Below are 13,984 nucleotides of genomic sequence, written 5' to 3'. Positions count from 1 at the left end.
AACAGGGTTGCGGTTTTTTTTTGCGCCGCCCCCCGATCCAAATATCGGCTTAACCGAACTGCAATGACCTCAGCCACTCTAGCGTCTCGAGTACCGGTGCATTGGGCTGGTCCGGTGGAATAAAAGGTGGTTCATCCAAATCCAAGACCGAGGCCGTCATGTCGTTGGTCGCTATCTCCCACGCGTTGACGACCGTTAGATTGTGCTTGCCGATTGGCAGGTCAAAAATAGGTTCGGGTTGCGCGAGCTTGTTTGGGAGGTGGACAGGAAGCAGCACATACCGGCCATGCCGCGCATAGTCTTCGAGGAACTTATCAAGGTTCTCAGTCGAATTTGGGTACATACGATTGATCCGCGATACAAATCCGACAGTTTTTCCATCCGAAATTGGAACGTTATCCGGGTTAGGACTGACCATCACGGCGTAAGAGGCGGGGTTATCGCGCGATATGCCGCGAACGATCGTAACTTTAAGATCGTCTTTGACATCGTCATCGCCGTAACGCTTTCGCCATGACATGAAGATGTCTCGGGCGGCCGAAGGATTCTCGTACGCGAGTCCCAGCATGGGAGGTGGCATGTCCGGGTCGTCCGGAGACCACATAAACGTCGTGCCATTCCATCTCGCCTTATCCCACTTCCGCGCATCAATGGGCGAAATCCAGCGCGTCGTCGAATGCTTGCCCTTGGCCGCCGCATCGCGCAATTTTCTGGGAGCGAGGCCTTTACCGCGCGGTGTGTCGCCAAATGACTGGATCGCCGCGGGAGTCGGGGCGGGGGGCCAGGTCTCCGAGCGTTTGACCTCATAGATAGGATCGGTTGGATCGATCCAATCAGCAAGGGAGAGCTGCGCGCGATCACCGTGCAGATTGCCAAGCATGATGGGAATGTTTGAGAACGTCAGCGCGCGATCTAGGGCGCGCTCATCTTCAAACAGGGCCTTGCCCCACGTCTCGACATCCTGAGGGGCGGCGAAGCGAAGGAAGATTTCAAGAACGGCATCCCTCATCCAACGCGGAAATGATAGCGCATCTTCCTTGGTCTTGTATTCCATGACCATGCGGTGCGTGATCGTGCCGATGGGTTCTCCCTCAACATCGGCAAACGTCAGGACAGGGCTGAGCCCGACGATGTCGGACGGGGTGACCCGTAGTTGCAGGTGGTCTACCTGAGGCAAAATGCGATGATCGAGGCTGGTCGCAAGCAAGGCTTCCAGTGACCCGAGGATCGCCTCGCCGATGCCGATGGAGACAAGATTGTTGGCGCAAACCAATTCAATGCGGCATCCGAGTACATTGGACGAAAGCGTGACAGTTTCCTCAAGGGCGAAGTCCGGAGCGGGATAGTCCTCTTTTGAGCCGTAGTCGTGCAGGTCGCGCATGAAGGCTTCCGCGCCTTCGCGAGTTTCTTGTTCGGGTATCCAGCCTTCCGTTCTCAAGATGTCTTCATTGCCCATCAGGTAAAGCAGTGCGGTGCGGGACATCGGCAATGCGAGCCGTTCGAGCGCGTCGGGAAGTTGAGCGATTTCGCTCAGTTTATCGACGGGGGTCTGCAGAAGCAGCGATGCGATCTGCATCATGTGGGCCTCTTGCACCTTATCGAGGCGGCGGCGCTGCCCATCCGTGCGCGCCTGTGAATGGCGAACGATCATTTCCAACTCGTGCGCACTTAGAATCTGTGGAACGCGGCGGAGCTTGAGTTCGGTATCAAAGTACCTGGACAGGACTGAAGCCCGGAGGGCGCCGATGCTGCCGTACCTTTTGAACGACGAGAATTCCTGACTGACGGCGGCTAGGGTGTAGTTCCTTGCAGCCCATGGAAGGCCGACTTCTTCGAAGGCCAAGCCTGCGCCTAGCAAAGCGTCGATGAGATCATCCTCATACTCCTCCTTGATGAGGAGCGCGACGGCACGGCCGAACCAGCGGATAGCGTCATAGGGCAATCCCTTCGCAAGCTTCTGGTATCCCCGCTGAACACTCTTCTTTGCAGCCTCCCCTTCGCCGCTGCGCGCCGCGAGGGCGTCGGTGACGGTCTCGAATAAGGTATCGAATTCCTGGCTGTCAGCGATGAATTCGCCGATTTGTGTAAGGGCATTTGCGATGCTCGTGAACGGGAATGTTCCTAACCCTTCGGCGCGTTTTATGACGTCGGTGAACGAGACCCAGATATCCTTGAGCGGGTCGTCGCGATGCTCAACGCCTTTTTCGGAGACACGAGTCATGAGCAACAGGGCTTCGGCATGTAACGCGTTGTTGGGCCGACTGGTCTGTACCGACAGACCTTCCAGCGCCGCCTTGAGCGCAGCGGTGCGGTCCTTGAGCTTTCCCTTCGATGCTTCCATCGAGCCCGATTGGACGCTCATGCGTATCAGGGGCAGAAGATTGCTCAAACGCTCTAAGTCATTTGCGTCGTCCGAAGCGAGAGCGAGACCTTCAACTGTGTCGTAGAGTTCGGACGTGCGAAGGTGGTCCTCATGCCAGAAATGGGAGGTCCATGCCCACTCGTAGGAAATCGCGAGTTCGAGCTTTTTGAGATTGTTATCTCGCGCGAGACGAAGCGCGCGATCAAAACGCCCGTTCACGTCAACACTCGAATGCTCCAATCCTCGAGCCAGAAGAGCGGCATTTCGCGCATCTTCGACTAGCGCGGCAGGCTGCCCCTGATATTGCGATCCGTCAGCGATCTTTGCCTCAAGGGCGTCTAGCTCCGCCTTACGCTGGGTATCACTTGGCCCCAGCTTCTTGGTTTGCTTCTCCGTGCCCTTGCCAACGCCAAGCTCCTCAACCGCAATGGCCATACTGTCGTGCTTGAAAACGCGGTCGAGGATCCAGGTGCGATCCAGAATGGTGACTGGGATGCCGTGCTTTTTAAAAAGCTCGTCTTGCAGATCAGCAGACTTCTTTGCTGGGACGAACTGGTTGGTGACGCAGATGATCTGGTCGTAGTCTCGCTTGGTGCCCGCGATGGCGGCGACGTCGGACTGGATTTTAGAGCGCCAAGTTTTCTTGGCGCTGAATGCGAAGGCCTTACGTTCGCCGGCCTTGTCGTTGTCGGGCACGAACCAGCGAGCGGAAATTTCACTCGATACCGGGAACGTCTCTGCGTCGGTCTTACCGTCGCCCCCACCAACCGGACCAGTCTGAGGGCGAATATTCGGCGCTATGAATTTCTCGCAAAGACGTTGCGAGAAATTTTCGAACGCAGTCTCATCTTTCTGATTTGTGAGCGTTTCGAGGTGGTAGGATAATACGTCGCGCTCGACTTCGTATTCCACCTCGGAAACCGAATCGGAGAACAAGTCGGGGTGGCGGTCTCGCATATAACGCGAGGGTGCATACTTCGGTTTTTCGGGAGGCTTCGTTGGTTCGGTCATGAAAGGAGAATATAGGATTTCACACAACCTACGAAATGGGTCGTGCAGGTGAGAGGCCGCTCACTTAATTAACATATTGAAAATAAACGACTTCAAGTCGTTTGAACGTTAGCTCTGGCTTCTACACCTCTCGCGTTCCGCGAAAAGCGCCTTGAAACGCGTTTGAACCTCTAAACGGCGTTTTCCCAATTCGACAAATCGCGCGTCCGGTATCACCGGGCCGCTGGCACCCAGCGAGTCGAAATGTTCTTCGAACTCGTTGCAAACCGCGATGAGTTCATCGACCACATGCGGGATCGGATCGACCGGCACCTTTCGCAACAGCCATGCTTCAAGAGGTAGATTGGCTTTCGCTGCGCGGCGCTCTTCATAGACCCGCTGCGCGCCGGAAAGAGCTATCGCCATTTCCCGTGCCCACTCTGTACGGTCCGCATCCTCATATATGCGAACCCTGCGATTGCGGGGACGATGGTCGAAATCAAAGTCCTGGGGGACGCTCGGATCGGCCACGAACACGATCCGCCGCTCGCCTTTTGGCTTTGGCGTAATATCCAGCAATTCCCCGTCAGGGCTTTTCCAGACGCAATGAAATTCGGCGGTCAAGAGCGCTCCCGGCCACTCCCAGATCGTCCAGCCGAACATGGCTTCGCCGCCATCCGCCTTGATCTTCTCGCCTACGCCATCGCTGCACCAGCCGTACAGGCCGTGCGGGTCGTTCACGACCGGAACGTATTGCGGTGGATCGCCATCGAGGGTCTTTGCGAAATCGAGCAGCGCAGGCGTCATTTCGGGCGGCGTGGTTTCGGAGATGTCTGGCGCTTCGGCTCTGTGAGCCGCGAACTGTTCGGCAGAGGCTTGGCGGATTTGTGCAAGAGGCATCGACATAGAAATGATCTAGTTTTGTTCTGGCGCACGCTCAAGGTCTGCGCACCGGATCGACGAAATTCTTAGGGCTCCGCCCTCAGCGCGCTGCAAGCGATCTTCCGCCCAGCTTCCTCCGCGCTACGCGCTCCGTGCAGCCGGTTCCCCGCGAAGACGCTTTCCGCTTGCACACCCGCTCTTCGCCAGAGCGGCAGGGTTGCAGATACCCGCAACCTTCTTCCCTTGAATTGGACTTACTCGGCTTTGCGTTGCCAGTCTGTTCTGCTATTTTTGTTTCATGTCAGATGAGTCACTAGATGGCGGGCCGATACAACCGCCGAAAGTCAATCGCGCAGCCGATTTAGGGCGTGCAGCCGCCAAAGGCGTACTCGGTGCGGTGCCTGTTGCCGGATCGTTGTTGGCCGAAGCGGCGGGCGAGGTGTTGCCCGATCCGACCGAAGCGGATCGTCGCCGGTGGGAAGGCGACGTCACGGACGGAGTCAACAACCTGCACGGTCGCGTGGAGAAGATCGCCCAGCAAACCGGGGCGCGAACCGTTTCGCTGACCGGCGGCAGCGCGGTTGCCGCCAAATACATGGTCGAGCATTGCCCCGACGGGCTCGCCCACACCTGGGTCAGCATCGACGAGATTGCCGCTGCCTATCCCGATGTTGAGCGGCAGGAAATCAAGGACGGGTTAGGTGATCTGGAATCCTACGGCCTAGTCAGCACAATCTCTTTCATTGGTAGCCCCGATCGGTACAAGCTAACGCAATACGGGTATGAGGTTCTGGACCCGCCAATCATGGGCTGGAGCCCGAAAGAGGATGCAAGGCAGGTCGCCGCTCTTGCGGTGAAACAGCAAGATGGCGTGCGGTCTGCCGATTTGGAAGCGGCGCTTGGATGGCCGCGTCGCCGCTTCAACCCCGCTCTGCGCATCGTCGTTGATTTTGTCGAGCCGGGGCGGGTTAGCCAGTCGTTGCAACCCGATTATGTTACGAGATGGTTTTCACCGAACAACATGGAGCGCGCGCAGCTTCGTCGGTTTGCCGCTGGTGAATGAGTGCGGTTGGGGTGGTCGATCGGAGCGAATCGCGGCATGCTTTTGGATGATCGAAGCGCGCCGCAAACCCGAGAAATTGACCTGTGCAGGAAAAATATCTGCACGGTTCCTGCACAGCCGCATTCTATCCACAATTATTAAATGATCTCAAGGTGATGGGAGCGCTTTATCCTTTCGCCGGGATGACGGCTGTTGGTGTTCGACGGGGCTTCGACGACCCCGGACCCAATCCGCATCTCCCGCGTTTGGACTGCGAGCGAAATCGAACCGCGCTCGCGCAACTCCAGGAGATGCCCCCATGAAGCTGATTGCGCTGGCAGCAGCCCTCGCCGTCTCGGGCACCGCAGTCGCCCAGACCGCGCCCGCGACGCAGGACAGCACGACCGTCACCACCACCACGACCACCGAGGCGGCGCCCGACCCGCAGGGCGGCTACCAGCCGACCCAGCCGCTGTTCACCGGCACGCCCAAGCCCGGCGACACGGTGGTGTTCGTGCCGAACACCCAGACGCCCGACCAGGCCTATCCGGCGCCGCCGCCGATGGCGCACTACCCGATCTGCAAACCCGGCCAGTTCGACAATTGCCGGCAACGCGGGGGCTGAGGCCCGCCGCGACCTACGGGGGACCGGTGTGGCCATGATGCAGCCGGTTCCCCTTCGCCTTTCCCGGCGTTAGACCAACCGAAATAGCCGTCCCGGCGAAAGCCGGGACCCAGGCCAGCAAGCTATGTCGCTCGTGACCCCTGGGTCCCGCCTTTCGCCGGGATGACGCTTTGAGTGGATCGAACCCGGAGAACGCCCCGATGACCATCGACTTCAGGGATCGCGTCGCGATCGTCACCGGCGCGGGCGGCGGGCTCGGGCGCGCCTATGCGCTGCAGCTGGCATCGCGCGGGGCGAAGGTGGTGGTCAACGACCTCGGCGGCTCGCGCGACGGCACCGGCCATTCGGACGCCGCGCTCAAGGTGGTCGAGGAGATCGAGGCGGCCGGCGGCGCAGCGATGTCGAACGGCGGGAGCGTCACCGATTACGGCCATATGGTCGCGATGGTCGAGGCGGCGAAGGCGCGCTGGGGCCGCGTCGACGTCCTGATCAACAACGCCGGCGTGCTGCGCGACAAGAGCTTCGCCAAGATGGAGCCGGCGGATTTCGAGTTCGTGGTGCAGGTCCACCTCATCGGCTCGGCGAACTGCGCCAAGGCGGTGTGGGAGACGATGCGCGCGCAGAATTACGGGCGCATCCTGATGACCGCCTCGTCGAGCGGGCTCTACGGCAATTTCGGACAGGCCAATTATGGCGCAGCCAAGCTGGGGGTGCTCGGTCTCGCCAAGACGCTGCATCTCGAGGGCGCCAAGCACGATATCCGCGTCAACACGCTCGCGCCGACCGCGGCGACGCGGATGACCGAGGACATCTTCCCCGAAGAGATGTACCGCCATTTCGAGCCCGAGAAGGTCGCGCCCGCGGCGCTCTACCTGGTCAGCGAGGATGCGCCGAACAATGTGATCGTGGGTGCGGGCGCGGGGGTCTTCCAATCGGCCTATGTGACGCTGACCCCCGGCGTGCGGCTCGATGGCGATGCGCTGAGCCCCGAAGGCGTGGCGGCGCATTGGGCGGAGATCACGTCGCGGGCGGGCGAGACGGTGCCCAATGCCGGGGCCGAGCAGGCGATGGCGATCCTGTCGAAGCTGCAGGGGAAATAGGCGCGCGACGCCGGCCGGCCTTCGCTATCGCTTCGGCTTGAGGGCGTCGCAGTCGCGTTCGGCCTCGCGCGCGGACTGGCTGCCGACCACTTCCAGCCGCGGCTGATAGATCCATAGGTCGCCGGGGCCGTCGAGCATGACGCCGAAGCTCAGCTTCTCCTGGTCGCACCGCACCGGCCCCATCGTCAGGCTGATCGGCGTCCAGGTGTGCGAGCCGCGGAACTCGAACTGGCCGGTCTCGGTGGCCATGTCGGCCCGGGCCGTCGCGCTGGGCTTGCCCGGGCGGCCGCTGGCGACCCAGAACCACACGCGCCCGGCCTTCTGCGACGCCGCCCACATCGTCACGCGCAGGATCTTGCCGCGATAGGGCCGCGCATCGACCACCTGACGCAACTGGCCCCAGCCGTGCGGGCCACCGCTCCGTGCGCCGATGCAGAGCGGCGCACCGTCCTCGGGTATGCGGAAGACATATTGGTCCATCCGCGTGCCCGCGCGCTGCCAGATGTCGGGGCCGGTGACCGGATCGTCGTCGGGAAAGATGCCCAGAACGCCCGTCGCGGGATCGCGCTTGATCACTTGCTGGCGCGACTGCGCCGCGGCGGGCGCCATGTCCACGTCGTCCAGCGGGTCGCCCGGCCGGGGTTGGCAGTGCGGCAATCTTCCGACGACCAGGATCGGGGGATTTTCGGCATCCTGCGCGGGGTCGTCCGCGGGCGCGGTCTGGGTGGCTGTCTGGGGCTTCGCAACAGGCTGGCCTGCTCCGTTCTGGGCAGACTGGCTCAGGATCATCAATAGCAAGACCGACAGCATCAGACCTCCCCCCGGGGCGCCGGCGCGATCATAGGGTACGGCAGCGGATCTCCAAGGAAAAACGAGGCGGGTCTAAGGGGTTGGCGTCCGCGTCCGTCCGGTGCGTTCCAGCTTGCCCCAGCCGACCCAGAAGCCCGCCACCGCCGAGCCGATCGCGCGGAGCACGACCCAGTACATCACCTGGCGATAGACGAAGCGCTGGGCGAGCAGCAGGAAGCCGGGGAAGCGCTTCTCGCGCTTCTCCAGCGCATAGGCGGTCCAGCCGCAGGCGAGGTCGACCGCTGTGAAGATCAGCCAGTAGAGCCCCATGCGGAACACGTCGGTCTGCGTCTGCGCCCAGCCGTGCTGGAGGACGCGGACGATCGTGCCGACGATCGAGACGATGAGCGCGGTGTCGATCAGCGGCGAGATCGCGGCGAAGACGATCTGGAACAGCCAGGTCTGCGGCACGCCGACCAGCGCGAGGCCGGCGGGCCTGCGGTCGAGCACGAGGCGGCCGTGCTTCCACAGGCATTGCAGCGTGCCGAACGCCCAGCGGTAGCGCTGCTTGGCGAGCGCCTTGAAGCTCTCGGGCGCCTCGGTCCAGGCCACTGCCTCGACGTCGTAGGCGACGCGCCAGCCGTCGCGCTGGATCGCGATGGTGAGGTCCTGGTCCTCGGCGAGCGTGTCCTCGGGATAGCCGCCGACGTCGTCGAGCGCTTCGCGCCGCCACGCGCCGACCGCGCCGGGGACGACCATCATCGCATCGAACCGCGCGAGCGCGCGGCGCTCGACGTTCTGTGCGGTGACATATTCGACCGCCTGCCATTTGGTGACGAGGTTGACGCGGTTGCCGACCTTGGCGTTGCCCGCGACCGCGCCGATGTCGGGGTCGGCGAACCAGCGCGCGAGGCGGGCGATGGTCAGCGGCTCGAACTGGGTGTCGGCGTCGAGCGCGACGATGACGGGGGCGGTGGCGTCCTTGAGGGCACGGTTGAGCGCCGCGGCCTTGCCGCCGTTGACGAGCGTGAGCAGCTGGACGCGCGGATCATGGCCGAAGACCTCGCGGACGATCGCGCTGGTGCGGTCCTTCGAGCCGTCGTCGGCGACGATCACTTCGAGCGTGACGCCCTCGCTCTCGAGCACGCGGCGCACCGAGGCCTCGATCACGCGTTCCTCGTTATAGGCGGGGATGATCACCGAGACGAAGGGCGGTTCCCCGGGCATCGGCGGGGCCGGCATGTGGTTGCGGCCGGTGACCGCGAGGATCGTCATCAGCACCGCGCGCGCCATGCCGAGCGCGATCGCGAGGAAGAACAGCCAGACGAGCCCGCCGCCGATCGCCGAGAGCACGCGGAAGATGCCGACGTCGAAGCGCACCGCCGCCAGGTCCTCGGCGGTGACCTTGGGCATCACCTGCGCGGGCGTGAGGCCGGCGAGCTGCGAGACCGGGACGAAGGTGTAGCCCTTGGCGCGGAGCCGGTCGATGATCTGCGGCAGCGCGGCGAGCGTCTGGGTGCGGTCGCCGCCGCCGTCGTGGAGGAGGACGATGTTCGCGGAGCGGTCGGGCTCTGGCTCGAGGATCTCGCGCATCGTCGTGTTGATGATCGCGTCGACGCCGGGGCGCTGCCAGTCCTCGGGATCGACGTGGAGGCCGACCACGGTATAGCCCGCCTGCTGCGCCGCGAGCGCGGGACCGATTTCGTCGGCGGTGGTCGGCTCGGCGTCGCCGAAATAGGGTGCGCGGAACAGGCGGGTGCTGTGGCCGGTATAGGCCTCGATCACGCGCTGGGTGGTGTTGAACTCGAGCCGCGCCTCGGTGTCGGTCACCTGCGCCATGTTGGGATGGGTGTAGCTGTGGTTGCCGATCTCGTGCCCCTCGGCGACGAGGCGGCGCATGAGGCCCGGATTGTCGACCGCATTCTCGCCGATCACGAAGAAGGTGGCGGGGACGTGCTTCGCCTTGAGCACGTCGAGGATGCGCGGGGTCCAGTAGGAATCGGGGCCGTCGTCGAAGGTGAGCGCGATCAGCTTGGGATTCTGCGCGCCGGTGCGGGATACGACATAGGGGGTCGGGAGCGAGTCGTAGACGACGTTGTGGATCAGCCCGTCGGCGCCGAAGGTCATGCGGCGCTTGCCGGTGGTGGGGGTCGCGGTGATGCGCAGGATCTCGCCCGAATGCTCGACGTCGACGTCGTTCGCGGGGGTGATCGAGGCGAGATCGGGCCGCGCCTTGCCCCGCGTGCCGGGACTTTGGCGCCAGGTGTCGAGCGTGGTCCAGACGCCCGGGTCCTCGCTGCCGAGCCGCCACAGCGCGACGCTGTTGACGCCCAGCGCGCGAGTGGCCTGGAGCTGGTTCCAGGTCGCGGCGGCGTCCATCAGCCAGATGTTGTGGCTCTCGCCGTCCTCCTCCTCATAGGCGAAGCGCGAATTGCCGCTGTCGGGGTCGAACTGGGGCGTGGTGCTGCTGTCGTGTGCGGCGTCGAGCGCTTCCTCGACCGTCATCGCGTCGACGGTGTCGCCGTGCCAGTCGTAGCCGTAGCTGCCGAGCGCAACGATGAGCTTGTCGCGCGGGACCTGGGAGAGCGAGCGGCGGATCTGCTCGATGAACCAGGGCTGCGCCGCGATCGGGCCGGCGGTGCCGCCCTGCCAATGCTGGTCATAGTCCATGAGGAACAGCCGGTCGGTGACCGCGGCGATCTGGGCGAGCGGCCAGGTGGGGTCGTCGGCGGGGATGGTGACGGTGACGAGCAGGCCCTTGGCGTCGAGCGCCTTGTTCGCTTCGGTGAGCAGCTTGACGTAATCGGGCAGCGCTTTGGCCGGCAGGTTCTCGAAGTCGAAGCAGAGGCCCGCGGCGTGCTGGCGCTCGGCCATGGCGACGAGCGCCTGGATCAGCCGCGCGCGGGCGGCGGGATCGTGGAGCAGCGTCGCGGCATTGGGGCCGTCCCAGGCGCCGTCGTCGAGGTTCTGCACCATGGTGAGCTGGTGCGGGCGTGTCGGCGCGGTGGCGAGGAGATAGGCGAGGCCGGGATCGTTGACGATGCGCAGGGCATGGTCGGGCCCGCTCACGCCGGCGAGCGCGGGGACGACCCAGTCGATCTGCTTGAGGTGGCCGCGCAGCGAATCGAGGCTGGCGGGATCCCAGGGAACGTAGAAGCCGACGGTGAGCGGCTGGCCGGCGTGTGCGGCGGGCTTGCGCGGCAGCCAGCCGCCGAGCGTCGAGATGCCGCGGCGGACGTGATGGCCCGCGCGCGCGACCTGCGCGCCGAGGCGCAGCGCCTGTGGGCGCTCGAGCCCGATCGCGAGCGGCGAGCCGGCCGGGACGTCCACCAGGGTGGTAGCGAAGAGCACCGCGGCGATCACGATGCCGAGGAACACCGCGACCATTCCGCGCAGAGACCAGCGCTTCCGGAAGCCGCTCGGATCGTAGAAGACAGGCTGATGCGTCATGGTGCCACCCCGGCGAGAGTCCCAGGGGCGGCGCAGTGGCAGGCAGCGGCGGGCGCGTAAATCAAACCTAAGCAGGGGGTGGGGGATCGGTGCTGTCTGACTCCCCTCCCTGGAAGGGAGCGCAGACTGTCAGGGTCGGATCCGATCAGTCCGCCGGATCCAGCAGCGCCGTCAGCGCCGCCTCGACATCCGACTCGCGATAGGGCTTGCCGATCAGCGGCGCGGCCTGGGCGCCGCCGACCTCGGGGGCGGCGGCATAGCCGCTGGCGAAGGCGAAAGGGATGCCGCGTGCGAGCAGCGCCTCCGCGATCGCGATGCTCTGCTCGCCGCCGAGATTGACGTCGAGGATCGCCGCGTCGAGCGCGGCGTCATGGGCATAGCGCAGCCCTTCGTCGAGCCGTCCGGCGGGACCGATGGGGATACAGCCGAGCGCCTCGAGCATGTCCTCGAGGCACATCGCCACGATCGGCTCATCCTCGACGACGAGCACGCGCGCGCCGGCGAGGGCCGTCACGACGCGGCCTCGGGCAAGGGCGCGTCGAGCGTGCAGATGAGGCCGGCGGGGGCGAACTCGATATGGACGGTGCCGTTCAGCTCCGCCGCGAGCCCGCGCTCGATCATCCGCGTGCCGAAGCCGCGCGACTTGGGCGGCGTCACCGGCGGGCCGCCCGCCTCGCTCCATTCGAAATGGAGCTGGGGATCGGCCTCGCTGCCGCCCCGCGCCCAGAGGATCGTCACACGTCCCTCGGGCTGCGACAACGCGCCGTGCTTGACGGCGTTGGTCGCGAGCTCGTGGATCGCGAGCGCGAGGCTGATCGCGGTCTTGGGGGCGATGGTGAGGTCGGGGCCGTCGAGACGGAAACGGCCGAGGTCGCCGCCGTGCGGAGCGACCGCATCGGCGATGATCCGCGCCATCGAGACCGAGCCCCAATGTTCACGGGTGAGCAGGTCGTGCGCCTCGCTGAGGGCGGCGATGCGGCCTTCGAAAGCGCGCCGCGCCGCCTCGGGATCGGCGCCGGCCTTGAAGGTCTGCTGGGCGATGCCCTGGACGATCGCCAGGCTGTTCTTCACGCGGTGGTTGAGCTCGTCGACGAGCAGCCGGAGATGCGCCTCGGCGCGCTTGGCCTCGGTGATGTCGCGCCCGATCGCATTGAGCGCGATCGGCTTGCCACGTTCGTCGGCCATCAGCCGCGAATCGATCTCCCAGACCAGCTGGCGGCCATCGCGGGCGCGCACGACGATCGAGACGCGGGTGTTGCCGCCAAACTGGATCTTGTGCTCGAGCGCCTCGCGGCTGAGCGCATATTGCTCGGCATCCATGAACTCGGAGACATGGCGGCCGATCGCCTCCGCCTCGGTATAGCCGAGGGCACTGAGTGCGGCGGGGTTCACCGAGGTGATCCGCTGGTCGAGCGTGGTGGTGATCAAATAGTCGTTAGCCTGCTCGAAGATCGTACGGAAACGCGCTTCGCTGTCGCGCAGTTCCTCCTCGGCATGCTTGCGCTCGGTGATGTCGAACGAGACGCCGACGAAGCGGTTGAGCCGACCGCCGTCATGGTCGATGCGGCTGCCGTGGCTCTGGAGCCACCGCTCCTCGCCATTGTCCGCGCGGCGGATGCGATATTCGATGCGATAGGGCTCGCCCGCGGCGAAGCAGCGCTCGACCGCCTCGCGCGCGATCGGCTTGTCCTCGTCGACGATGCGCGCGATCCAGTCCTCGACCGTGCCGCGCAGGCTGGCGGTGCGCGGCAGGCCGAGCAGGTCGAAGCGGTTGGGCGACCATTGGCCCTCGCGCGCTGGCAGGTCGAGCTCCCAGGTCGCCATGCCGGCGCCTTCGACGGCGAGGCGGAGCGTCTCCTCGCTTCGGCGCAGCTCCTGCTCGGATTCGCGGCGCTGGGTGACGTCGAGCGTGACCGCGAGCACGCCGAACGGCCCGCCGCCGGGGCGACGGATCACCGATACCGAATTGTTGACCCAGACGATGCCGCCGTCCTTGCGGATATAGCGCTTCTCATGCGTGTAAGGTGTGCCGTCGTGCACCGCGCGTTCGAACATCGGCACGTTGCGCGGCAAGTCGTCGGGATGGGTGATCGACTGCATCGTGCGCTGGAGCAGCTCCTCGCGGCTCCAGCCGGCGATCTCGCAGAAGCGGTCGTTGACCAGCGTGAAGCGGCCGTCGAGATCGACTTCGGCGAAGCCCGCGGTGGACTGGTTGACGAAGGCCGAGAGCTGCGCCTCGCGGTCGCGCAGCGCCAGTTCGGCTTCCTTGGCGTCGGTGACGTCGTGCGCGACGCCGATGAAGCCGATGTGGCGCCCCTCCGCATCCCAGCGCGGCTGCGAGGTCGAGTGGAGCCACCGCCATGCGCCATCGCCGCGGCGATAGCGTCCGATCAGCTCGAAGGTCTTGAGGCTCGCTTCCCCCGCGATCGATTCGCCGAGGATGCGCAGCGCGTCGTCGGGGTGGATGATCTCGCGCCAGTCGAAGTCGAGCGCCTGCTTGTAGGAGACGCCGAGCCATTCGACATAGGCTCGGTTGACGAAGCTGCGCCGGTGGTCGAGTCGCGACACCCACACCGCGACGGGCGCGGAATCGGCGATCAGGCGGAACTCATCCTCCCCCACGGGCAGCGGCTCGCTGCCTGGCGCGATCGGCTCGTCTGGATCGGACGCGTGCATGGGCCCGCGACCCTAAGAGCAAGACTAGGGAAAGCAACGCGGAAATCCCGCAACCGGGGAGGCGCCTC

Annotated in this window: 9 protein-coding genes; 3 read left to right on the top strand and 6 right to left on the bottom strand. The window is 64.7% G+C overall.

The window, feature by feature from the left end; translation table 11 throughout:
* Window positions 1-49: 49 nt before the first annotated feature.
* Both J7495_RS07205 and J7495_RS07200 read right to left on the bottom strand, forming a co-directional pair.
* Window positions 50-3,373, bottom strand: coding sequence for a hypothetical protein (locus J7495_RS07205; RefSeq protein ID WP_294055786.1), 3,324 nt, complete (start codon window positions 3,371-3,373; stop codon window positions 50-52).
* Window positions 3,374-3,481: 108 nt separating this feature from the next.
* A complete protein-coding gene (locus J7495_RS07200; protein WP_294055784.1) occupies window positions 3,482-4,258 on the bottom strand; it encodes a hypothetical protein in 777 nt (258 codons plus the stop codon).
* Window positions 4,259-4,532: 274 nt separating this feature from the next.
* Here J7495_RS07200 and J7495_RS07195 point away from each other — a divergent pair, with 274 nt between their 5' ends.
* The 3 genes from J7495_RS07195 (at window position 4,533) to J7495_RS07185 (ending at window position 7,001) form a co-directional block, all read left to right on the top strand.
* Entirely contained in the window at window positions 4,533-5,297 is a 765-nt protein-coding gene (locus J7495_RS07195; protein ID WP_294055782.1) for a hypothetical protein, read from the top strand.
* 298 nt (window positions 5,298-5,595) lie between these two features.
* Complete coding sequence (locus J7495_RS07190) at window positions 5,596-5,901, top strand: hypothetical protein (RefSeq protein WP_294055781.1); 306 nt, start codon at window positions 5,596-5,598, stop codon at window positions 5,899-5,901.
* A gap of 200 nt (window positions 5,902-6,101) precedes the next feature.
* On the top strand, window positions 6,102-7,001 hold the full coding sequence (locus tag J7495_RS07185) for an SDR family NAD(P)-dependent oxidoreductase (RefSeq protein ID WP_294055779.1): 900 nt from the start codon (window positions 6,102-6,104) through the stop codon (window positions 6,999-7,001).
* Window positions 7,002-7,025: 24 nt separating this feature from the next.
* Here J7495_RS07185 and J7495_RS07180 read toward each other — a convergent pair whose 3' ends face one another.
* From J7495_RS07180 to J7495_RS07165, 4 genes are all read right to left on the bottom strand, one after another.
* Window positions 7,026-7,610: a hypothetical protein gene (locus J7495_RS07180; protein ID WP_294055777.1), complete on the bottom strand. Its 585-nt coding sequence runs from the start codon at window positions 7,608-7,610 to the stop codon at window positions 7,026-7,028.
* A 273-nt stretch (window positions 7,611-7,883) separates the two neighbouring features.
* Window positions 7,884-11,240, bottom strand: a complete 3,357-nt coding sequence (locus J7495_RS07175; protein ID WP_294055775.1) for a polysaccharide deacetylase family protein — start codon at window positions 11,238-11,240, stop codon at window positions 7,884-7,886.
* 145 nt (window positions 11,241-11,385) lie between these two features.
* Window positions 11,386-11,754 carry a response regulator gene (locus J7495_RS07170; protein WP_294055773.1) on the bottom strand — a complete coding sequence of 123 codons (369 nt, stop codon included), beginning with the start codon at window positions 11,752-11,754 and terminating at the stop codon, window positions 11,386-11,388.
* Window positions 11,751-13,916, bottom strand: a complete 2,166-nt coding sequence (locus J7495_RS07165; protein WP_294055771.1) for a PAS domain S-box protein — start codon at window positions 13,914-13,916, stop codon at window positions 11,751-11,753. Before J7495_RS07165 ends, J7495_RS07170 begins: the two co-directional genes overlap by 4 nt.
* Between the last annotated feature and the right edge of the window lie 68 nt (window positions 13,917-13,984).

The sequence above is a fragment of the Sphingomonas sp. genome, from assembly GCF_017745215.1.
Taxonomy (GTDB): domain Bacteria; phylum Pseudomonadota; class Alphaproteobacteria; order Sphingomonadales; family Sphingomonadaceae; genus Sphingomonas.
Note: the sequence above shows the minus strand (reverse complement) of the source record. Positions and strands in the feature narration are given on the sequence as shown.